The 20,200-nt window shown below is 70.4% G+C and carries 13 protein-coding genes; 10 read left to right on the forward strand and 3 right to left on the reverse strand.

The window, feature by feature from the left end:
- Nucleotides 1-153: 153 nt before the first annotated feature.
- Nucleotides 154-1,698 (reverse strand): AMP-binding protein, encoded by a 1,545-nt coding sequence (locus tag HUA76_RS08975; protein ID WP_174460599.1) that lies wholly within the window; start codon nucleotides 1,696-1,698, stop codon nucleotides 154-156.
- A 204-nt stretch (nucleotides 1,699-1,902) separates the two neighbouring features.
- On the opposite strand from HUA76_RS08975, the gene HUA76_RS08980 reads away from it, so the two are divergent.
- The 10 genes from HUA76_RS08980 (at nucleotide 1,903) to HUA76_RS09025 (ending at nucleotide 18,936) form a co-directional block, all read left to right on the forward strand.
- Nucleotides 1,903-3,435 (forward strand): DUF5722 domain-containing protein, encoded by a 1,533-nt coding sequence (locus HUA76_RS08980; protein WP_174460600.1) that lies wholly within the window; start codon nucleotides 1,903-1,905, stop codon nucleotides 3,433-3,435.
- Between the two features lie 166 nt (nucleotides 3,436-3,601).
- Nucleotides 3,602-4,846, forward strand: a complete 1,245-nt coding sequence (locus HUA76_RS08985) for an HlyD family efflux transporter periplasmic adaptor subunit (protein WP_174453758.1) — start codon at nucleotides 3,602-3,604, stop codon at nucleotides 4,844-4,846.
- Complete coding sequence (locus tag HUA76_RS08990; RefSeq protein WP_141642615.1) at nucleotides 4,843-5,613, forward strand: ABC transporter ATP-binding protein; 771 nt, start codon at nucleotides 4,843-4,845, stop codon at nucleotides 5,611-5,613. The genes HUA76_RS08985 and HUA76_RS08990 overlap by 4 nt, the downstream gene beginning before the upstream one ends.
- 87 nt (nucleotides 5,614-5,700) lie before the next feature.
- Nucleotides 5,701-8,121: an ABC transporter permease gene (locus HUA76_RS08995; RefSeq protein WP_174460601.1), complete on the forward strand. Its 2,421-nt coding sequence runs from the start codon at nucleotides 5,701-5,703 to the stop codon at nucleotides 8,119-8,121.
- Nucleotides 8,122-8,133: 12 nt separating this feature from the next.
- Nucleotides 8,134-10,554 carry an ABC transporter permease gene (locus tag HUA76_RS09000; protein ID WP_174460602.1) on the forward strand — a complete coding sequence of 807 codons (2,421 nt, stop codon included), beginning with the start codon at nucleotides 8,134-8,136 and terminating at the stop codon, nucleotides 10,552-10,554.
- Between the two features lie 12 nt (nucleotides 10,555-10,566).
- The gene (locus HUA76_RS09005; protein ID WP_174460603.1) at nucleotides 10,567-12,975 is read left to right on the forward strand and encodes an ABC transporter permease; all 2,409 of its coding nucleotides are present in this window, start codon (nucleotides 10,567-10,569) and stop codon (nucleotides 12,973-12,975) included.
- Nucleotides 12,976-12,992: 17 nt separating this feature from the next.
- Entirely contained in the window at nucleotides 12,993-13,670 is a 678-nt protein-coding gene (locus HUA76_RS09010; protein ID WP_141642619.1) for an ABC transporter ATP-binding protein, read from the forward strand.
- 18 nt (nucleotides 13,671-13,688) lie between these two features.
- A complete protein-coding gene (locus tag HUA76_RS09015; protein WP_174460604.1) occupies nucleotides 13,689-16,094 on the forward strand; it encodes an ABC transporter permease in 2,406 nt (801 codons plus the stop codon).
- A 32-nt stretch (nucleotides 16,095-16,126) separates the two neighbouring features.
- Nucleotides 16,127-17,566 (forward strand): sigma-54 dependent transcriptional regulator, encoded by a 1,440-nt coding sequence (locus tag HUA76_RS09020; protein ID WP_141642621.1) that lies wholly within the window; start codon nucleotides 16,127-16,129, stop codon nucleotides 17,564-17,566.
- Nucleotides 17,567-17,601: 35 nt separating this feature from the next.
- On the forward strand, nucleotides 17,602-18,936 hold the full coding sequence (locus HUA76_RS09025; RefSeq protein ID WP_217439583.1) for a PAS domain-containing sensor histidine kinase: 1,335 nt from the start codon (nucleotides 17,602-17,604) through the stop codon (nucleotides 18,934-18,936).
- Between the two features lie 36 nt (nucleotides 18,937-18,972).
- Here the strand turns inward: HUA76_RS09025 and HUA76_RS09030 are convergent, their stop codons facing one another.
- Both HUA76_RS09030 and HUA76_RS09035 read right to left on the reverse strand, forming a co-directional pair.
- Nucleotides 18,973-19,497 (reverse strand): hypothetical protein, encoded by a 525-nt coding sequence (locus HUA76_RS09030; protein WP_141642623.1) that lies wholly within the window; start codon nucleotides 19,495-19,497, stop codon nucleotides 18,973-18,975.
- 223 nt (nucleotides 19,498-19,720) lie between these two features.
- On the reverse strand, nucleotides 19,721-20,167 hold the full coding sequence (locus tag HUA76_RS09035) for an isoprenylcysteine carboxylmethyltransferase family protein (protein ID WP_174453764.1): 447 nt from the start codon (nucleotides 20,165-20,167) through the stop codon (nucleotides 19,721-19,723).
- Between the last annotated feature and the right edge of the window lie 33 nt (nucleotides 20,168-20,200).

Below are 20,200 nucleotides of genomic sequence, written 5' to 3' on the forward strand. Positions count from 1 at the left end.
GCACACCCTCCCTTCGCGCGCGGTCACCACATGGGGCCTCGTTCAGCGGAACCACCCCGGCTCCGGCCACCCCAGGGCGGGACGGTAGGACACGGCGCGGCGCAAGCCATGGTTTTGAGCGCGGTGTGTTCGGAATGCTGCGGACCAGGGGTCTCACCGCAGTCGGGCTCGCAACAGGTGTTTCTGGACCTTGCCTAGCGCGTTGCGAGGCAGCGAGTCCATGAAGACGACGCGACGGGGCTTCTTGAAGCTGGCCAGCCTGTCCTTGCACCAGTCCACCAGCGCCTGGGCCTCGGGGGCGTGGACGCCGGCGGGGGGAACCACGACGGCCACCACCTGCTCGCCATAGTCCGCGTCCGGCAGGCCCAGCACGGCGACCTCGGCCACGCCCGGGTGCGTGGCGAGCACCTCCTCCACCTCGCGCGGGTACACGTTGAAGCCGCCGCTGATGATGAGCTCCCGCGCCCGCCCGGTGATGCGCAGGTATCCGTCCGCGTCCAGCTCGCCCAAATCGCCCGTGCGGAACCAGCCCTCCGAGTCGAAGGACTCCGACGTGGCATCCGGCCGGCGCCAGTAGCCGGCGAAGACGTGGGGGCCCTGGACTTCGATTTCCCCCATCTCCCCCGGGGGCAGGTGCCGGCGCGTGCGCACGTCCACCACGCGCGCCTGCTGGCCGGGGAAGGGGAAGCCCACCGTGCCCGGCCGGCGCTCGCCGTCGTACGGGTTGGTGGTGTTCATGAGGGTCTCCGTCATCCCGTAGCGCTCCAGGATGCGCGCGCCGAAGTCCTTCTCGATGTCGTGGAAGAGCTGGGGGCTCAAGGGCGCTGAGCCGGAGACCCACAGGCGCAGCTCGCGGGGCTTCACGCCCGTGCGCCGTGACTCCTCCAGCAGCCGTCCGTACATGGTGGGCACGCCGAAGAACATCGTCAGCGAGGCGTCATCGCGCAACGTGGCCAGCGCCTCCGTGGCGACGAAGCGCCGGTGCAACTCCAGGCTCGCTCCGGTGTACAGCGTGCCGTGCAGGCCCACCATGAGGCCGTGCGTGTGGAACAACGGCAGGGCGAGCAGCAGCCGGTCCGCCGCCGTCCAGCGCCACGCCTCGGTGACGGCCTTCACGTTGGCCAGCAGGTTGCGGTGCAGCAGCATGGCGCCCTTGGAGCGGCCGGTGGTGCCGGACGTGTAGCCCAACACCGCCAGGTCCTCCGGACGCGGCAGCGCGAGCGCCACCGGTGACGTCGTGCCTTCCTCGAGCAGCGTGTCGAAGTCGATGACCTCCAGCGAGGCCGGAGGCGCGACGGTGGTCGGCTCCACGGTGACGAGCCACTGCAGCGACGGGAGCTGGTCTCTCAGGGGGATGAGCTCGGCGACTCCCGAGGCGCTGGTGACACAGGTGTGCACCTCCGCGTCCGCGAGGATGTGGGCCAGCTCCACCTGGCGGTACGCCGTGTTGACGAGCACCACCACGCAGCCCGCGTGCTGCACACCCAGGTAGGCGACGATGAAGCGAGGGCTGTTCTCCAGGAAGAGCGCCACGCGCTCGCCTGGCTGCAGGCCGCGCTGACGCAGCCCCTTCGCGAAGGCCGCGACGTGCGCGGCGAACTCGCCGTGGGAGGTCGACTCGCGCTCGAACGTGAGCAGCGGCCGGCCCGGCGCGTCGTGGGCGTGTTCCAAGAAGACTTCGAGGAGGGACGAAGGCATGAGCCGCGCAGCCTACTTCCCTCACTTCCAATCAAGACAAGCTGTGAGTCAATTTTGACGACATAGAATGGTTTTAACTGCATAATCTGATTATCTCGTTGAGTTGGCCTGAGGACGCGAGACAGGGAGTGGGTCCTCGGCGGGCTCGACGCGCACGGGAGGTGTCACTTGCGTCGAGGACTGTTTGGAGGCCGGGCCCTTGGGTTGGCGCTGGCTCTGGCCGTGGTGGGACTGCTGCCGGCGGTGGCGGGGGCGAACCTGCCGTATCCGACGCGCACCGCGTATCGCCTGAAGGGCGTGCAGCCGGACTTCTGGCCTGGCTACGACGAGCTCGCGGGCAACAACACGGGCGGCGTGGCGATGAACCTGGTCTGGGCCTCGTGGGAGCCGTCGGTGCAGGCGCCGCCGTGTACCGGAGGGCGCGTGGAGTACGCGGGGCACTGCTTCGCGGTGGCGGCCAACGTGGACGCGGCCATCCGCGAGTGGACGGCGCGCGGCGTGGTGGTGACGGCCGTGGTGTACGGCGTGCCCGCGTGGGCGCGCGCGGGGCGCACGTGTACGCCCGCGGCGGCGGGCTTCGACATCTTCTGCGCGCCCAAAAACGCGGCGGACTACGGCCGCTTCGTGGGCCTGCTCGCGCAGCGCTACAACGGGCTCAACGGCCATGGTCGCATCGCCGACTTCGTCATCCACAACGAGGTCAACTCCAACGACTGGTTCGACATCGGCTGCGGTCAGGGCGCGGGCGCGTGCAACACCACGGCGTGGCTGGACACGTACGCGGCCAGCTACAACGCCGCCTATGACCAGGTGATGACGTGGCAGTCGGCGGCGAAGGTGCTCATCTCGCTGACGCACCACTTTGGTCCGGAGCTGGATGCGCCGGGGGCGAGCAGCCCGCTCCTGTCGGCGACGACGTTCTTGAATGGCTTCGCGGCGCGCGTGGGCTCGCGAGCGTGGCGCGTGGCGTACCACCCGTACGCGCCGGACCTGTTCCGTCCGCAGTTCTCCGCGGATGACTACCCGCGCGTGACGTACGGCAACCTGGGCGTGCTGGCGGGTTGGCTGCGCAAGACGTTCCCCACCCGGCAGCACGCGTGGGAAATCCAGCTCACGGAGAGCGGCATCCACTCCGGCTCGCCGCAGTCGTCGGAGGCCGCGCAGCAGACGGCGGTGTGCGACTCGTTCCGCAACGTGCTGGGGACGCCCGGCATCGAGAGCTACATCTACCACCGCATGCACGACAACGCGGCGGAGGGTGGACTGGCGCTCGGGCTGCGCCGTGTTGACGGGAGCGCGAAGCCGTCGTGGAGCACATGGGCGCTGGCCAACCGCAGTGACTTGAACCCGCCCCAGCTCTCCTGCGGCTTCGAGGAGCTGCCGTACACGCGCCTGCGCCGGGGCTACCACGCCACGCGAGGCCACTGGGCGTCGTCGCGGCTCCTGCCTCCGGGCTTCCGGCAGGAGTCCTCGTGGCGGCTGCTGCGCGACGGCATGCCGGGCATGCGGATGCTGTACGAGTGCCGCGTGGGCGACCACAACCTGCTCAGCCCGGACGTGGGCTGCGAGGGCCTGCCGCCCCTGGGGCCGGTGGGCTACATCCACCTGCAGCAGGTGCCGGGCACCGTTCCGCTCTACCGCTGCAACCTGGGTCAGGGCAGGGACCACTTCATCTCCCCCGCGTCGAACTGCGAGGGGCAGGTGACCGAGCAGCTCCTGGGCTACGCCTTCCCCTGACGGTGAACCCGCCTGGGGGCCGGGCGGGGCGGGGTGCTGTTCGCTTCTGGGACAGCACTTCGCGGAACCGGGCACGGGCCCACGAGGGGGCGTGCGGGGTCCGAGCAATTTCCTGGGGTTGAGTCGCGTGTAACGGTTGGCACGCGGCTCGCTCTAGGGGTGGCCCGTGGACATTCCCAAAGCCAAGAAGCCGCGCCGTAAACCCTGGTTGTTCGCCATCGGCGGCGCGTTCGCGCTCATCCTCGTCACGGTGGGTCTGGGTCGGCTGCGTCCGGCGGCGCCCTCGGTGGACCGGGCCTCGGTGTGGCTGGATACGGTGAAGCGCGGCCCCATGGTGCGCCAGGTGAAGGGCGCGGGCACGCTGGTGCCCGAGTACATCCGCTGGCTGACGGCGGACACCGCGGGCCGCGTGGAGCGAATCCACGTGCGGCCCGGCGCGACGGTGAAGGCGGACACGCTCCTCATGGAGCTGGCCAACCCGGACGTGCAGCTCCAGATGCTGGAGGCGGAGCGGCAGCTCGCCAGCGCCGAGGCGGAGTTCATCCAGATGCGCATGACGCTGGAGACGCAGCGGCTGGCGCAGGAGGCCGCGGTGGCCACCCTCACCGCCGAGTCCTCCGACGCCGAGCGCCGCGCCACCGCCAACGCCGTCCTCGTCGAGAAGGACCTCATCCCCGCGCTCGACGCGCGGCAGGCGGGCGAGAAGGCGGGCGAGATGACGCGCCGCCTGGATTTGGAGCGCAAGAAGCTGTCCGTCGTCGCCTCCAGCATGAGGGACCAGCTGGTGGCGTTGCAGGGACAGGTGGAGCGATTGAAAGCGGTGGCCCGCTTCCGTCGTACCCAGGTGGAGTCGATGAAGGTGCTCGCCGGGGAGGACGGAGTGCTGCAGGAGCTGCCGCTGGAGCTGGGTCAGTGGGTGACGCCGGGCGTGTTGCTGGCGAAGGTCGTCAAGCCGGAGCGGCTCAAGGCGGAGCTGAGAATCGCCGAGACGCAGGCGCGCGACATCGTCCAGGGCCAGAAGGCGCTGGTGGATACGCGCAACGGCGTGGTGGAGGGCACGGTGGCGCGCGTGGCGCCGGCGGCGAGCCAGGGCACGGTGCGGGTGGAGGTGTCGCTGCCCGACGAGCTGCCCAAGGGCGCGCGGCCCGACCTCACGGTGGAGGGCACCGTGGAGCTGGAGCGGCTGGGCAACGTGCTGTCGGTGGGTCGTCCGGCCGGTGCGCAGCCCAACGGGACGATGTCGCTGTTCCGGTTGATGCCGGGCAGTGACGAAGCGATTCGAGTGCCGGTGCAGCTGGGCCGGGGTTCGGTGAATGCCGTGGAGGTGCTTCAGGGCCTCGCGGAAGGTGACCAGGTGGTGCTGTCGGACATGGCCGCGTGGGATGCGGTCGAGCGGGTGAGGCTGCGATGATGACGACGACGAACAACAATGCGGAGACGCCTGCTTCCGAGGACGCGGCGGTGCTGTCGGGTGCGGCCAAGGTGGAGTCGGGCAAGTCCCTCATCACGCTGGAAGGGCTGACGAAGGTCTTCGAGACGGAGGAGGTGGAGACACACGCGCTCTCCAACATCCACCTCAACATCCGCCAGGGGGAGTGGGTGGCGATTGTCGGCCCCTCGGGCTCCGGCAAGTCCACGCTGCTGGCGGTGCTGGGGTTGCTCGACACGACGACGCGGGGCACGTACCTCCTGGATGGAAAGAGCGTGTTGGATTTGTCGGCGTCGGACCGGGCGCTGGTGCGCAACCGGCACATCGGCTTCATCTTCCAGAGCTTCAACCTCATCGGCGACCTGACGGTGTTCGAGAACGTGGAGCTGCCGCTGACGTACCGGGGCATGCCCGCCGCCGAGCGCAAGCAGCGGGTGGAGAAGGCGCTGGAGCGGGTGGGCATGGCGCACCGCGCGCGGCACATGCCGGGCCAGCTCTCCGGCGGTCAGCAACAGCGCATCGCCGTGGCGCGCGCGGTGGCCGGAGACCCGCTCATCCTGCTGGCCGACGAGCCCACCGGTAACCTCGATTCGAAGAACGGCGAGGCGGTGATGCAGTTGCTGTCGGACCTGCACAAGGCGGGCGCCACCATCTGCATGGTGACGCACGACCCGGCGCACGCGCGCACCGCGACGCGCACGGTGAGCCTCTTCGACGGTCGCATCGTGCAGGACGAGCAGCGCCGCTGACCTCTTCTCCTCTCGTGGGCCTCGCCCGGGTCGCTCCGGGCGGGGCGGCTCTCGGGAGGACCGCGTCCTGAATCACTCGGAGTCGTCGTGGAAACCTTCCTCCAGAATGTCCGCTACGCGGTGCGCTCATTGCGCAAGAGCCCGGGCTTCACGTTGATCGCGGTGCTGGCGCTGGCGCTGGGCATCGGCGCGAACAGCGCGGTCTTCAGCGTGGTGAACGGCGTGCTGTTGAATCCGCCGCCCTTCACGCAGCCCGAGCGCCTGGTCCACATCTGGGGCAACTACGCCAAGGCGAACATCAAGGACATCGTCGTGTCGGTGCCCGAGTACCGGGACTACCTCACGATGCCCAAGGCCTTCGGCTCGCTGGCGGCGTTCGATGCGAACAACGTCACGCTCACCGGAGGCGACGCGCCGGAGCGGCTCCAGTTGACGCGCTCCACGGCCTCGCTGTTCCCCACGCTGGGCGTGTCTCCGGTGCTGGGCCGCGCCTTCTCCGAAGAGGAGGAGGCGCTGGGGCGCGACAAGGTGGTGGTCTTGACGCACAAGACGTGGCGCACGCGCTTCGCGGCGGACTCGAGCGTGCTGGGCCGCGAACTCCGGCTCGACGGGGACACGTACACGGTGGTGGGCGTGCTGCCGCCCGGCGTGGAGTACCCGGCGGACACGGACCTGTACGCGCCCCTGGCGCCCACGCAGGAGCAGGCGGCGGAGGTTTCGCGTGGCTACCACTTCCTCAGCGTGGTGGGGCGGCTGAAGCCAGGCATGACGCTGGAGGCGGCGAAGGCGGACATGGACCGGGTGGGGCGGGAGATGGAGACCCTGTACGAGCAGAGCTACAAGGACTACGGCTGGACCATCACCGTGAAGTCGCTGGAGGACGAGGTGGTGGGCCAGGTGCGCGGGACGCTGTGGCTCCTGCTGGGCGCGGTGGGCTTCGTGTTGCTGGTGGCGTGCAGCAGCGTGGCGAACCTGCTCCTGGCCCGGGCGACGGCGCGTGCACGCGAGGTGTCCATCCGCGCGGCGCTGGGCGCGAGCCGTGGGCGGCTGGTGGCGCAGTTCCTCACCGAGAGCCTGGTGCTGTCGGCGGTGGGCGGCGGACTGGGGCTGCTGCTGGCCGTGTGGGGCACGGACGCGCTGGTGGCGATGGTGGGGGACGGGCTGCCTCGCGCGGCGGAGGTGGGGCTGGATGTCTCCTCGGTGCTCTTCACCGTGGGCATCTCGGTGCTCACGGGCGTCGGCTTCGGGCTGGTGCCCGCGCTCCAGGCGAGCCGTGTGGACCTGAGCGCGACGATGCGCGAGGGCTCGCGAGGGACGGAGGGTGGCAAGGCGGGCCGGCTGCGCGCGGGGTTGGTGGTGGGGCAGGTGGCGTTCGCGCTGGTGTTGCTGGTGGGCGCGGGCCTCTTCCTCCGGAGCTTCCAGGCGCTGACCCAGGTGGAGGCGGGCTTCACTCCCGAGGGCGTGCTCACCGGTCAACTCGTGTTGCCGGCCACGAGCTACGCGAAGCCGGAGGACCAGCGGGCCTTCCAGCAGGAGCTGCTCCGCCGCGTGCAGGCGCTGCCCGGCGTGGAGTCCGCGGCGGTGGCGAACATGCTGCCTTTGGGCGGCAAGACGAACACCAGCTTCGACGTGGAGGGGCGGACGCGGGCGCCGGGAGAGATGTGGCCGGCGGTGGAGACGCGCTTCGCCAGCGCGGACTATCTGCGCACGCTGCGGGTGCGGCTGCGCGACGGGCGCATGCTCCAGGAGACGGACGGACCGGACGCGGCGGGAGCGGTGGTCATCAACCAGACCTTCGCGGACCTCTACTGGCCGAAGGGGGACGCGCTGGGCCAGCGACTGAAGCTGCACCGGTCCGACGCCCGGTGGGCCACGGTGGTGGGCATCGTCGACGACCTGCGCGAGTGGGGCCTGGACAAGCCCGCGCGTCCGACAGCGTATTACTCCGCGGTGCAGACGCCCCTCTCCAGCCTCCACCTGGTGGCGCGCGTGAAGGCGGGCGACCCGGAGTCACTGCGCACGGCGCTCGAGTCAGAGGTGCGCGCGCTCGATGGCAACCTGCCCCTGTTCAAGGTGACGTCCATGGTGCGGCTGGTGGACGAGTCCATCGGCTCGCAGAGGCTGACGGCGCTGTTGATGGGCCTGTTCGCGGGCACCGCGCTGCTGCTGGCCGCGCTCGGAATCTCGGGCGTCATCGGCTACTCGGTGGCGCAGCGCACGCGGGAGATGGGCATCCGCATGGCGCTGGGCGCGGCGAAGTCGGACGTGCTCGCACTGGTGCTGCGCCAGGGCATGAAGCTGGCGGGGCTGGGCGTGTTGCTGGGACTGGTGTTGTCGCTGGTGCTGGCGCGACTGTTGAGCACGCTGCTGTATGGCGTGACGGCGTATGACCCGTGGACCTTCGCGGGTGTGGCGGCGTTGTTGAGCGGCGTGGCCCTGGGCGCGACGTGGCTGCCGGCGCACCGCGCGACGCGGGTGGACCCCATCATTGCCTTGAAGGCGGAGTAGGAGCGCGCGTCGATGGAGACCTTCATCCAGGACCTGCGGTATGCGCTGCGCACGTTGGGCAAGAGCCCCGGCTTCACGCTGGTGGCGGTGCTGGCGCTCGCGCTGGGCATCGGCGCCAACAGCGCGGTGTTCAGCGTGGTGAACGGCGTGCTGCTCAGGCCTCCACCGTTCGCGGAGCCGGAGCGCCTGGTCCACGTCTGGGGCAACTACGCCAGGTCCGACCTGAAGGACATCTGGGTGTCGGTGCCCGAGTACCGGGACTACCTCACGATGCCCAAGTCCTTCTCGTCGGTGGGGGCCTATGTGGAGAGCGACATCACGCTCACCGGAGGGGACGTGCCGGAGCGGCTCACCGTGATGTTCTCCACGGCCTCGCTGTTCCCCACCCTGGGCGTGGCTCCGGCGCTGGGCCGCACCTTCTCCCATGAAGAGGAGACGCCGGGCCGGGAGCGCGTGCTGGTGCTGACGGACAAGCTGTGGCGCACGCATTTCGCCAGGGACCCGCGGGTGCTGGGCCGAGTGCTGCAACTGGATGGCAACGCGTACACGGTGGTGGGGGTGCTGCCGCCCGGCGTGGAGTACCCGGCGGGCACGGACATGTACGCGCCCTTCGCGCCCACGCCCGCGCAGGCGGCCGAAGACGTGCGCGGCAACCACTACCTCAGCATGGTGGGACGGTTGAAGCCCGGCGTGACGCTGGAGGCGGCGAGGGCGGACATGGCGCGGGTGGGCCAGGAGATGGAGACCCTGTACGCGAGCAGCTACGGGGGCTACGGCTGGGCCATCAGCGTGAAGTCGCTGGAGGACGAGGTGGTGGGCCGGGTGCGCGGCACGCTCTGGCTGTTGCTGGGCGCGGTGGGCTTCGTGCTGCTGGTGGCGTGCGGCAGCGTGGCCAACCTCCTGCTGGCTCGGGCGGCGGCGAGGGGCCGCGAGGTGTCCATCCGCGCGGCGCTGGGCGCTGGGCGCGGCAGGTTGTTGGCGCAGTTCCTCACGGAGAGCTTCGCGCTGTCCGCGTTGGGCGGCGCGCTGGGCCTGCTGCTGGCCGTGTGGGGCACGGACGCGCTGGTGGCGATGGTGGGAGACGGGCTGCCTCGGGCGGAGAAGGTGGGGCTGGATGCGGCCTCCGTCTTCTTCACCTTGGGGGTGTCGCTGCTCACGGGCCTGGTCTTCGGGTTGGCGCCGGCGCTCCATGCGAGCCGTGCGGACCTGAGCGCGACGATGCGCGAGGGCTCGCGAGGAACGGAGGGACGCAACGCGGGCTGGCTGCGCTCGGGGCTGGTGGTGACGCAGGTGGCCCTGGCGTTGGTGTTGCTGGTGGGCGCGGGTCTCTTCCTGCGGAGCTTCCAGGCGCTGACCCAGGTGGAGGCGGGCTTCACTCCCGAGGGCGTGCTCACCGGTCAGCTCTCGCTGCCGGCCGCCCGGTATGCGAGGCCGGAGGACCAGCGGGCCTTCCAGCAGGAGCTGCTCCGTCGCGTGCAGGCGCTGCCCGGCGTGGAGTCCGCGGGGGTGACGAACAGGCTGCCTTTGGGTGGAAGGACGGACACCAGCTTCGACATCGAGGGGCGGATGCGGGCGCCGGGGGAGATATGGCCGGCGGTGGAGACGCGCTTCGCCAGCGCGGACTACCTGCGCACGCTGCGGGTGCGGCTGCGCGACGGGCGCATGCTCCAGGAGACGGATGGACCGGACGCGGCGGGGGCGCTGGTCATCAACCAGACCTTCGCGAACCTCTACTGGCCGCGGGGCAACGCGCTGGGCCAGCGACTGAAGTTGCACCGGCCGGATGCGAAGTGGGCCACGGTGGTGGGCATCGTCGACGACCTGCGCGAGTGGGGACTGGATACGCCCGCGCGTCCGACAGCGTACTACTCCGTGGCGCAGACTCCGCTCTCCAATCTCCACCTGGCGGTGCGGGCGAAGTCGGGCCACCCGGAGTCATTGCGCACGGCCATCGAAGCGGAGGTGCTCGCGCTCGATGGCCAATTGCCCTGGTTCAACGTGGCGTCCATGGTGCAGCGGGTGGATGAGTCCATCAGCTCGCGCAGGCTGACGGCGGTGCTGATGGGCTTGTTCGCGAGCACGGCGCTGTTGCTCGCGGCGCTCGGAATCTCGGGAGTCATCGGCTACGCGGTGGCGCGGCGCACGCGGGAGATGGGCATCCGCATGGCGCTGGGCGCGACGAAGTCGGATGTGCTGTCGCTGGTGCTGCGCCAGGGCCTGACGCTGGCGGGGTTGGGCGTGGGCCTGGGGCTGGTGTTGTCACTGGTGTTGGCGCGGCTCTTGAGCACGCTGCTGTTCGGTGTGACGGCCTATGACCCGTGGACCTTCGTCGGGGTGGCCGCGTTGCTGAGCGGCGTGGCCCTGGGTGCGACGTGGCTGCCGGCGCACCGCGCGACGCGGGTGGACCCCATCATCGCCTTGAAGGCGGAGTAGGAGCGCGCGTCGATGGAGACCCTCATTCAAGACCTGCGGTACGCGCTGCGCACGCTGGGCAAGAGCCCGGGTTTCACGCTGGTGGCGGTGCTGGCGTTGGCGCTGGGCATCGGCGCCAACAGCGCGGTGTTCAGCGTGGTGAACGGCGTGCTGCTCACGCCGCCGCCCCTCGCGGAGCCGGAGCGCCTGGTCACCGTGTCCAACGACATCCAGGCGGTGGGCCTGGAGGGCATCTCCATCTCGACGCCCGAGTACCAGGACTTCCGCACGCTGCCGCGAGTCTTCAGCTCGGTGGCCGCCTACAACTGGCGGGACATGACGCTGACCGGAGGCGGCGCCGCGCAGCGCTTCGCCGTGGTGCAGGGCACCGCCACGTTGCTCCCCACGCTCGGCGTGACGCCGATGCTCGGCCGGAACTTCACCGAGGCGGAAGCCTCTCTGGGTGGGGAGAAGGTCGTGGTGTTGACGCACAAGGTGTGGCGCGCGCACTTCGCGGAGGACCCCGGCGTGTTGGGCAAGACGATGCAGCTCGACGGCAAGCCCTACACGGTGGTGGGCGTGCTGCCCCGCGGCGTGGTGCACCCGGAGCGCGCCGACCTCTACGTGCCCTTCGTGCCGCTGCCGGAGCATGTCTCGGAGCGCACCACGCGCTACCTCTTCTGCCTGGCGCGGATGAAGCCGGGCGTGACGCTGGAGCAGGCGCGCGCGGACATGGCTCGGGTCGCCCTCGACATGCAGGCGGTGGAGTCCCGCTACCAGGGGATTGGCTGGTCCATCCGCGTCACCTCGTTGGAGGACAAGCTGGTGGGCGACGTGCGCGGCACGCTGTGGCTGTTGCTGGGCGCGGTGGGCTGCGTGCTGCTGGTGGCGTGCAGCAGCGTGGCGAATCTGCTCCTGGCTCGTGCGGCGGCGCGTGAGCGCGAGGTGTCCATCCGCGCGGCGCTGGGCGCGAGCCGTGGCCGGCTGGTGGCGCAGTTCCTCACGGAGAGCCTCGTGTTGTCCCTGGCGGGTGGCGCGCTGGGGTTGCTCCTGGCGATGTGGGGCACGGATGCGCTCCTGGCCTTCATGGGAGACGGACTGCCGCGCATGGCGCACGTGAAGCTGGATGTGACGTCGGTGTGCTTCACGATGGGCGTCTCCGTCCTCACGGGCCTGGTGTTCGGACTGGTGCCGGCGCTCCAGGCGAGTCGCGCGGACTTGAATGCGACGATGCGCGAGGGCTCGCGAGGCTCGGAAAGTGGCCGTTCGGGCCGGCTGCGCTCGGGGCTGGTGGTGGCGCAGGTGGCCTTCGCGCTGGTGCTGCTGGTGGGTGCGGGCCTGTTCGTGAAGAGCCTGCTCGCGTTGCGCGGCGTCGACGCGGGCTTCAAGCCCGAGGGTGTGCTCACCGGTCGGCTCGCGCTGCCTGAGGCGCGCTTCGCGGAGCCCGCCCGCAAGCTGGCCTTCCAGCGCGAGCTGCTGGAGCGCCTGGAGGCCTTGCCGGGCGTGGAGTCCGTGGGGCTCACCAACATGCTGCCGTTGGGTGGCATCTCCACGAGCGGCCTCGAGTTCGAGAGCCGGCCGGAGGTGCAGGGCGAGCTGCTGCCCGCGGTGGATTTCCGGCTGGCGAGCCCGGGGTACCTGAGCACGCTGGGCGTGAAGCTGCTCCAGGGCCGTTTGCACCAGGGGCTCGGCGAGGTGGGCGCGGTGCCGGAGGTCGTCATCAACAAGCGCTTCGCGGACGTGTACTGGCCCCAGGGCAACGCGCTGGGACAGAGGCTGTCAATCGAGCCGAGGAAGCAGTGGGCGACGGTGGTGGGCATCGTGGACGACCTGCGCGAGTGGGGGCTGTCCTCGCCCGCGCGGCCCGCGGCCTACTGGTCGCTGCCGACGTCGCCCGCGTCGTACCTGGGCCTCGTGGTCCGGGTGAAGGCGGGGGAGCCGGAGGCGCTGCGCGCGTCCATCGAGGCGGAGCTGCGCGCGGTGGACGCGGACGTGCCGCTGTTCGGCGTGGCGCCGCTGGCGCGACTGGTGGATGAGTCCATCAGCTCCAGCAGCCTGTCCGCCCTGCTGATGGGACTGTTCGCCGGCACGGCGCTGTTGCTGGCGGCGCTGGGCATCGCTGGCGTCGTGGGCTACTCGGTGACACGGCGCACGCGGGAGATGGGCATCCGCATGGCGCTGGGCGCGGCCAGCTCCGACGTGCTGGTGATGGTGCTGCGGCAGGGTTTGAAGCTGGCGGGGTTGGGCGTGGGGGTGGGGCTGGTGATGTCGCTGGGCCTGGCCCGCTTCCTGGGCAGCATGCTGTACGGCGTGACGGCGTATGACCCGTGGACCTTCACCGCGGTGGCGACGCTCCTGGGCGGCGTGACGCTCCTGGCGACGTGGCTGCCGGCGCGGCGGGCCTCTCGCGTGGACCCCATCGTTTCCTTGCGCTCCGAGTGAGCACGAAAGCACCTCTCATGTCCTCACCTCTCATCTCACTGCGTCAGGTCGAAAAGTCCTACCCGTTGGCGGGGGGCCGCACCTGGGTGCTGCGCAACATCGACCTGGACATCCAGCCCGGCGAGTTCGTCACCCTGATGGGCCCGTCCGGCGCGGGCAAGTCCACGCTGCTGGCCGTGCTCGGCATGCTCGATGCGGAGTGGAAGGGTGAGTACGTCCTGGACGGGCAGGCCGTGCACGCGATGAAGCCGAAGGAGCGCGGCGAGTTGTCCCGGCGCACCATCGGCTTCGTCTTCCAGCAGTACCACCTGCTGGACAACCTGACGGTGGCGGAGAACCTGGAGGTGCCGCTGTCCTACCGCAACCTCAAGCGCGGTGAGCGCGAGGCGCTGGTGGGCGACATGCTGGACCGCTTCCAACTGGTGGGGAAGAAGGACCTGTTCCCCGCGCAGCTCTCCGGCGGACAGCAGCAGTTGGTGGGAATCGCCCGGGCGCTCATCGCCACGCCGAAAATCCTGCTGGCGGACGAGCCGACGGGCAACCTCCACTCGCAGCAGGCGAAGCACATCATGGAGGTGTTCCAGACGCTCAACAAGGCGGGCACCACCATCATCCAGGTGACGCACTCGGAGGCCAACGCGGCCTTCGGCCACCGCATCATCCAGCTGGCGGACGGCTGGCTCCAGAAGACCTGAGCAGGGCACGAGGCCACCATGCTGAGCGATGTGTCGATGGATGTGCGGTACACCCTGCGAACGATGCGCCAGTCGCCTGTTTTCACCCTGGCGGCGGTGCTGGTGCTGACGCTGGGCATCGGGGTGACGACGGCGCTGTTCAGCGTGGTGGACGCGGTGCTGCTGCGTCCGCTGCCGTTTCCGGAGCCGGACCGGCTGGTGGTGATGTCCACCGATAAGCCCGGGAAGCTGCTGGCGCGCTACAGCCTGCCCAACTACGAGGACGTCGCGCGGCTCTCCACGCGGCTGCGCTCGATGACCGCGTACGGCCAGCGGTTGATGAACCTCACGGGCCACGGGGATGCCGAGCAGCTTCGCGGCGCGGTGGTGGTGGGGGACTTCTTCGGGGCGTTCGGCATGAAGCCGATGCTGGGGAGGACCTTCGCGCCCGAGGAGCGCGACGCGCGGCTGGCCGTCATCTCGCATTCGCGCTGGATGAAGGCGGGCGGCGGCGAGGGCGTGCTGGGCCGCACGCTGACCCTGGGCGGTCAGCCCTACACGGTGATTGGGGTGATGCCGCCGTCCTTCGACGTGCCCGCCCACACCACCGAGGTCTGGGTGCCCTTCGACAGCCTGCCCGGCGCGGCCACGTCGGAGGAGCGCACCGAGCGGGGCTTCCGCTCCTTCGCCGTCGCGGCGAGGCTTGTTCCAGGCGCGACGCTCGAGTCGGTCCGCCACGAGCTGAAGAGCCTGAACGAGGAGCTCCTCTCACGAGACGACGCCACCCTGAAGCTGGGGGTGGTCCGCTACGCCGACTCCCTCACCCAGGGCGTCAGCCTGCTCCTGTGGGTGCTGCTGGGCGCGGTGTCCCTGGTGTTGCTGCTGGCGGCGGCCAACGTGGCGCACCTGCAGCTCGCGCGGGCGGCGGCGCGGCAGCGTGAGCTGGGCATCCGCGTGGCGCTGGGCGCTGGGCGCGGCCGGCTGGTGCGTCAGCTCCTCACGGAGAGCGTGCTGCTGGCGCTGCTGGGCGGCGTGGGCGGCGTGCTGCTGGCGCTGTGGGCCACCGATTTGTTGATGATGCTGGGGGCCAACACGCTGCCCCGGGCGGGCGAGGTGGCGGTGCATGGCCGCGTGCTGCTCTTCGCGTTGGCGGTGACGCTGACGACGGGCGTGGGCGTGGGGCTGGTGCCGGCGCTCCAGCGCTCGCAGCTCTCGCCGGCGACGGTGCTGGGGCGTGGGGCGACGGAGAAGTCGCGGGGCCGCACGCACGCGGTGCTGGTGGTGGCGGAGGTGGCGCTCGCGCTGATGCTCGTCACCGGGGCGGGGTTGATGCTGAAGAGCTTCTGGCGGATGTACCAGGCCGACCCGGGCCTGGACCCGGTGGGTGTCTTCGTGGCCCGACTGGCGCTGCCGCAGAGCCGCTATGACACGCCGGAGCGGACGGAAGCCTTCCACCGGGAGCTGACGGCGCGGCTCGCCGCGCGTCCGGAGGTCGCTGGCGTGGGCGTGGGCGGCAGCCTCCCGGCGGGCGGCTCCCTCTCGCGCTCGGGCTACTGGAAGGAGGGAACCGAGGACCCGCCGGTGCGGCCCGACGCGCTCATCAACGTCACCACGCCGGGCTTCCTGGAGGCGCTGCGCGTGCCGCTGCTCGCGGGGCGCCTGCTGACGGAGTCGGACGGAGCGAACGCGCCAAGGGTCATGGTGGTGAGCGAGCGCTTCGCGCGCGAGGTCTTCGCCGGCGAGGACGCGCTGGGCCGCCGAGTCTCCTTCGGGGGCGACGACGCGGATGGAAACCCGCTGTGGACGACGGTGGTGGGCGTGGTGGCGGACGTGGCGTACGCGGGCGTGGAGGTGGGGCACGAGCCCACCGCGTACGTCCCCATGGCGCAGGAGCCGACGACGGACGGGCAGCTCGCGGTGCGGGCGGCGCCGGGCCTGGACCCGAGGAAGCTGGAGTCGGTGGTGCGCGAGGAGCTGCGCGCGGTGGACTCCATGGTGGCGCTCGCGCGTGTGGGCACGCTGGAGGACCGGCTGTCCTCGGACCTGGGGCAGCCGCGCTTCCGGGCGGTGTTGCTGGGGGCCTTTGGTTTGCTGGCGCTGGTGCTGGCCGCGGTGGGCATCTACGGCGTGATGTCCTACTCGGTGTCACAGCGCGAACACGAGATGAGCGTGCGCATGGCGCTGGGCGCACGCGCGGCGGATGTCCTGAGACTGGTGGTGGGGCAGGCGCTGCGGCGAGTGGGGCTGGGGTTGGTGCTGGGCCTGCTCGGGGCGCTGGCGGCCCACCGCATCATGGAAGGTCTGCTCTACGGGATGGGGGCGCTGGATGTTTCGGTCTTGGCTTCTGTCTCGCTGCTGCTATTGGGCACGGCCTGGCTGGCGAGCTGGCTGCCGGCGCGCAAGGCCGCCAACGCGGACCCCGCCGCCGTCTTGCGTCGCGGCTGAGCCTCTTTGTTTCTGGCACTCTTTCTTCCTGGATGTTCCCCGTGTCCGAACCCCTCCCTGTCTCCGTCGTCACCCCTGTCTCCGCTCCCATCGCCACGCGTCCCTCGCGCATCCTCATCGCGGATGACCAGGCCGACGTGCTGGAGGCCCTGCGCCTGCTGTTGAAGCGGGACGGGCACACCATCGTCACCGCGCAGTCGCCCGCTGGAGCGCTCGCCACGCTGGAAGCCGAGGACGTGGACCTGGTGCTGATGGACCTGAACTACGCGCGGGACACCACGTCCGGGCGAGAGGGCATGGACCTGCTTGGCCGCATCCGCGCGCAGGACGCGGCGTTGCCCGTCGTGGTGATGACGGCGTGGAGCAGCGTGGAGGGCGCGGTGGAGGCGATGCGTGGTGGCGCGCGCGACTACGTGCAGAAGCCGTGGGACAACACGCGCCTGCTCGCCACGCTGCGCACGCAGTTGGAGCTGGGCCGGGCGCTCAAGCGCAGCCGCCGGCTGGAAGAGGAGAACCAGCACCTGCGGCGCGGCCAGGGCGGCCTGCCCACCATGGTGTCCGAGTCGCGCGCCATGTTGCCGGTGCGCCGGATGATTGAGCGCGTGGCGCCGTCTGGGGCCAACGTGCTGGTGACGGGTGAGCACGGCACGGGCAAGGAAGTGGTGGCCAGGCTGCTGCACGCGTCCTCCACGCGCGCGGACCGGGCCTTCGTGGCCGTCAACTCGGGAGGACTCTCCGAGGGTGTCTTCGAGAGCGAGCTCTTCGGCCATGTGAAGGGCGCCTTCACGGACGCGAAGGCGGACCGCATCGGCTGCTTCGAGCTGGCGGATGGCGGCACGCTGTTCCTGGATGAGATTGGGAACATGCCGTTGTCGCAGCAGGCGAAGCTCTTGCGCGTGCTCCAGACGGGGGAGTTGCACCCGGTGGGCTCGTCGAAGACGCGGCGCGTGGACGTGCGGGTGGTGAGCGCCACCAACGTGGACCTGGCCAAGGCGGTGGCCGAGGGCCGCTTCCGCGAGGACCTGCTGTACCGCCTCAACACGGTGGAGGTGCCGTTGCCGCCGCTGCGTGAGCGCCGCGAGGACATCCCGCTGTTGGCGTCGCACTTCCTGGCCGAGCACGGCAAGCGCTACGGGCGCAACGCGGCGCGGCTGACGCCTGGGGCGCTGGAGGCGCTCCTGGCCTACCCGTGGCCGGGCAACGTGCGCGAGCTGGAGCACGCGGTGGAGCGCTCGCTGCTGATGGCGGTGGGGGACGATGTGTCCGCGGAGGACCTGCTCTTGCGCCGGGCGGGTCGCGAGGGCCTGTCGCGGCTGGAGGAGATGACGCTGGAAGAGGTGGAGCGCTACCTCATCGAGCGCGCGCTGGCGCGGCATGAGGGCAACGTGAGCGAGGCGGCGAAGGGACTGGGCCTGTCGCGCAGCGCGCTGTACCGTCGGCTCCAGTACTACGGAATCAAGGGAGCCCGGTGAGACGCAAGCGCGAGCCCTGGCCACATGACCTGCAGATGCTCGCCCTGACGTGGCTGGCGGGTCTGCCGGGAGGGGTGGTCTCGCTCGCGCTGGTGTGGACGGGAGACTTTTCATCCAAGGTCCGTTGGACGCTGTCCACGCTGGTCGTGGGCGTCTTCCTGGGCGTGGGGCTCCTGGTCCGCGAGCGGGTGATGCGGCCCCTGCACGCGCTGGCGAACCTGTTGGCGGCGCTGCGCGAGGGGGACTACTCGACGCGCGGTCGCGGCGCGCGGGTGGGTGATGCGCTGGGCGAAGTCTTGCTGGAGGTGAACGCCCTGGGCGACACCTTGCGCGAGCAGCGCCTGGGGGCGCTGGAGGCCGGAGCGCTGCTCGAGCAGGTGATGGAGGAGATTGACGTCGCGGTGCTCGCCTTCGATGTCGCGGGCACGCTGCGACTGGTGAATCGCGCGGGTGAGAAGCTGTTGGGCCAGTCGCGCTCGCAGTTGATGGGCAAGGGGGCCGGCTCGCTGGGGCTGGCGGACCTGCTGGACGGCCCGGCGCCCCGGAGGTTGTCGCGCTCCTTCGTGGAGGAGGGCGGTCCGTACGAGCTGCGGCGCGGCGGCTTCCGTCAGGGCGGCCTGCCGCATCACCTGGTGGTGCTGGCGGATCTGCGGCTGGCGTTGCGTGAGCAGGAGCGCGAGGCGTGGCGGCGGCTGGTGCGGGTGCTGAGCCATGAAATCAACAACTCGCTGGCGCCCATCCAATCGATTGCCGAGGCGCTGCGCGACACGCTGTTGATGGAGCCGCGTCCCTCGGATTGGGAAGACGACGCGAAGAGCGGCCTGGGCATCGTCGCGAGGCGCTCGGAGGCGCTGGCGCGCTTCATGTCCGCGTATGCGCGGCTGGCGCGCCTGCCGCCGCCGGTGCTGGCGGGGGTGGAGGTGGACGGCTGGGTGCGGCGGGTGGCGGCGCTTGAGAAGCGGCGGCCGGTGTCGGTGCGTGCGGGGCCGGCGTTGGCGGTGCGCGGGGATTCGGACCAATTGGAGCAGCTGCTCATCAACCTGGTGCGCAACGCGGTGGACGCGGTGCTGGGCGAGGCCCCGGGCGCACAGGTCTGGGTGTCATGGGCGGTGCTGACGCCGGGCGCGGTGGAGGTCTGGGTGGAGGACGAGGGCCCGGGCCTCGCGGACACGGGCAACCTCTTCGTGCCCTTCTTCACCACGAAGCCGCAGGGCAGCGGCATTGGCCTCGCGCTGTGTCGGCAGATCGCGGAGGCGCACGGCGGCACGCTGCGCCTGGAGAACCGTCCCGAGGGACGTGGGTGCCGGGCGCGGTTGAAGTTGCCGCTGGAAGCTCACGGTGCGAGCACCGCGGCGCAGGCCGTGGGCTGAGACGTCGGGCCCTCGAGCTCCCGGGCCTTGGAGACTTCAGGCCACCTGGGCGCCGGTGTCCGGAGGTGCGTCATACGTGGGCGTGAGGTCCACCACGTTCACCGTGACGAGGTGGTAGACGATGACGTTGCTCACCCAGAAGAAGATGGCGGCGTAGTGGACGTAGACGAGCGGCGAGCCGGGCCACACTTGCAGCGGGTGGTTGAAGACGTTGGCCGCCATGTAGCCGCCGAACCACTCGCCCATCCAGCAGACCAGGGCCCCGATGGCGACGCGCGTCCAGACCTTGACGCGCTGCGGGTAGAACCAGAAGTAGTGCAGGGTCCACAGCAGGCCGACGCATCCAGCCCAGAGCATCATGCTGCCGAAGGAGAACCAGTGGTACGGGGACTCGGGGTAGTACCAGCCCCAGTCCTTGTTCATCCAGCGCCAGGCCACGTTCTGGGACAGCTCCATGAACCAGAAGAGCGGTGCGACGTAGAGCACCTGCGTCATGAGGACTCGGAGGAAGCAACTCAGCGTCTTCCAGAGTCTCAGCGTGGACCCGTCGAGCGAAACCATGTGTTCCCCCCCGTGCTTCGGCCTGGGCGACCGAGGGCTGTTCATCTGACAGAACGTGATGAGTCCCATGTCTTGAAACATCGTGGGCGACAACCGCTTGTGTCCTGACGCCACGGGGGTTGCGCCGGGCTGAACGCGGATTCAGCCGTCGGCGAAGGGCCCGGAGCGGAAACCCGAGGAGACTCCGGGAGTTGACGCCTCTCGATGCGGTCGACGCCGGGCGTCAAAGCCACCGGCGGACAGCGCGTTGATATTCGACGTACTGGCCGCCGAATTTCTGGAGCAGGGCCTGTTCCTCGACGCGGATGTACCAGAAGTGGGTGAGCAGGCCGAAGGCGAGCGGCACGACGAAGGGTGAGACCGACCCCAGGGTGATGCCCAGGCCGACGAGGCTCGCGACGAAGCCCAGGTACATGGGGTTGCGGGTGAAGCGGAACAGGCCCTCGCGCGTGAGGGTGCCGGGGTCCCCGAAGGTGTTGATGTTGGTGCCCAGCTTCTTGAAGAGTCGGGCGTGCCATTGGGCGACGGCGATTCCCGCGAGCAGCAAGGCGCCTCCGAGCCAGCTCCAGGGGCGCCCCCACAGCTCGTGCAGCGGGGCGGTCCTGTTCAGGAGGACCATGACGCCCATGGACGCCAGCAGGACGACGGGGGGAAGGAAGAGGGCTCGCATCGTGGATGTCTCCGTGCGTTGGTGGCGCGCAGT

The sequence above is a fragment of the Myxococcus sp. CA056 genome (assembly GCF_013336715.1).
Taxonomy (GTDB): domain Bacteria; phylum Myxococcota; class Myxococcia; order Myxococcales; family Myxococcaceae; genus Myxococcus; species Myxococcus llanfairpwllgwyngyllgogerychwyrndrobwllllantysiliogogogochensis.

What these genes read in the sequence shown, in the direction of transcription:
- HUA76_RS09010 (WP_141642619.1), top strand. Translation starts at nt 12,993, where the DNA reads ATGTCCTCACCTCTCATCTCACTGCGTCAGGTCGAAAAGTCCTACCCG.
- HUA76_RS08975 (WP_174460599.1), bottom strand. Translation starts at nt 1,698, where the DNA reads ATGCCTTCGTCCCTCCTCGAAGTCTTCTTGGAACACGCCCACGACGCG.
- HUA76_RS08990 (WP_141642615.1), top strand. Translation starts at nt 4,843, where the DNA reads ATGATGACGACGACGAACAACAATGCGGAGACGCCTGCTTCCGAGGAC.
- HUA76_RS09005 (WP_174460603.1), top strand. Translation starts at nt 10,567, where the DNA reads ATGGAGACCCTCATTCAAGACCTGCGGTACGCGCTGCGCACGCTGGGC.
- HUA76_RS09015 (WP_174460604.1), top strand. Translation starts at nt 13,689, where the DNA reads ATGCTGAGCGATGTGTCGATGGATGTGCGGTACACCCTGCGAACGATG.
- HUA76_RS09035 (WP_174453764.1), bottom strand. Translation starts at nt 20,167, where the DNA reads ATGCGAGCCCTCTTCCTTCCCCCCGTCGTCCTGCTGGCGTCCATGGGC.
- HUA76_RS09030 (WP_141642623.1), bottom strand. Translation starts at nt 19,497, where the DNA reads ATGGTTTCGCTCGACGGGTCCACGCTGAGACTCTGGAAGACGCTGAGT.
- HUA76_RS09025 (WP_217439583.1), top strand. Translation starts at nt 17,602, where the DNA reads ATGCTCGCCCTGACGTGGCTGGCGGGTCTGCCGGGAGGGGTGGTCTCG.
- HUA76_RS09020 (WP_141642621.1), top strand. Translation starts at nt 16,127, where the DNA reads ATGTTCCCCGTGTCCGAACCCCTCCCTGTCTCCGTCGTCACCCCTGTC.
- HUA76_RS09000 (WP_174460602.1), top strand. Translation starts at nt 8,134, where the DNA reads ATGGAGACCTTCATCCAGGACCTGCGGTATGCGCTGCGCACGTTGGGC.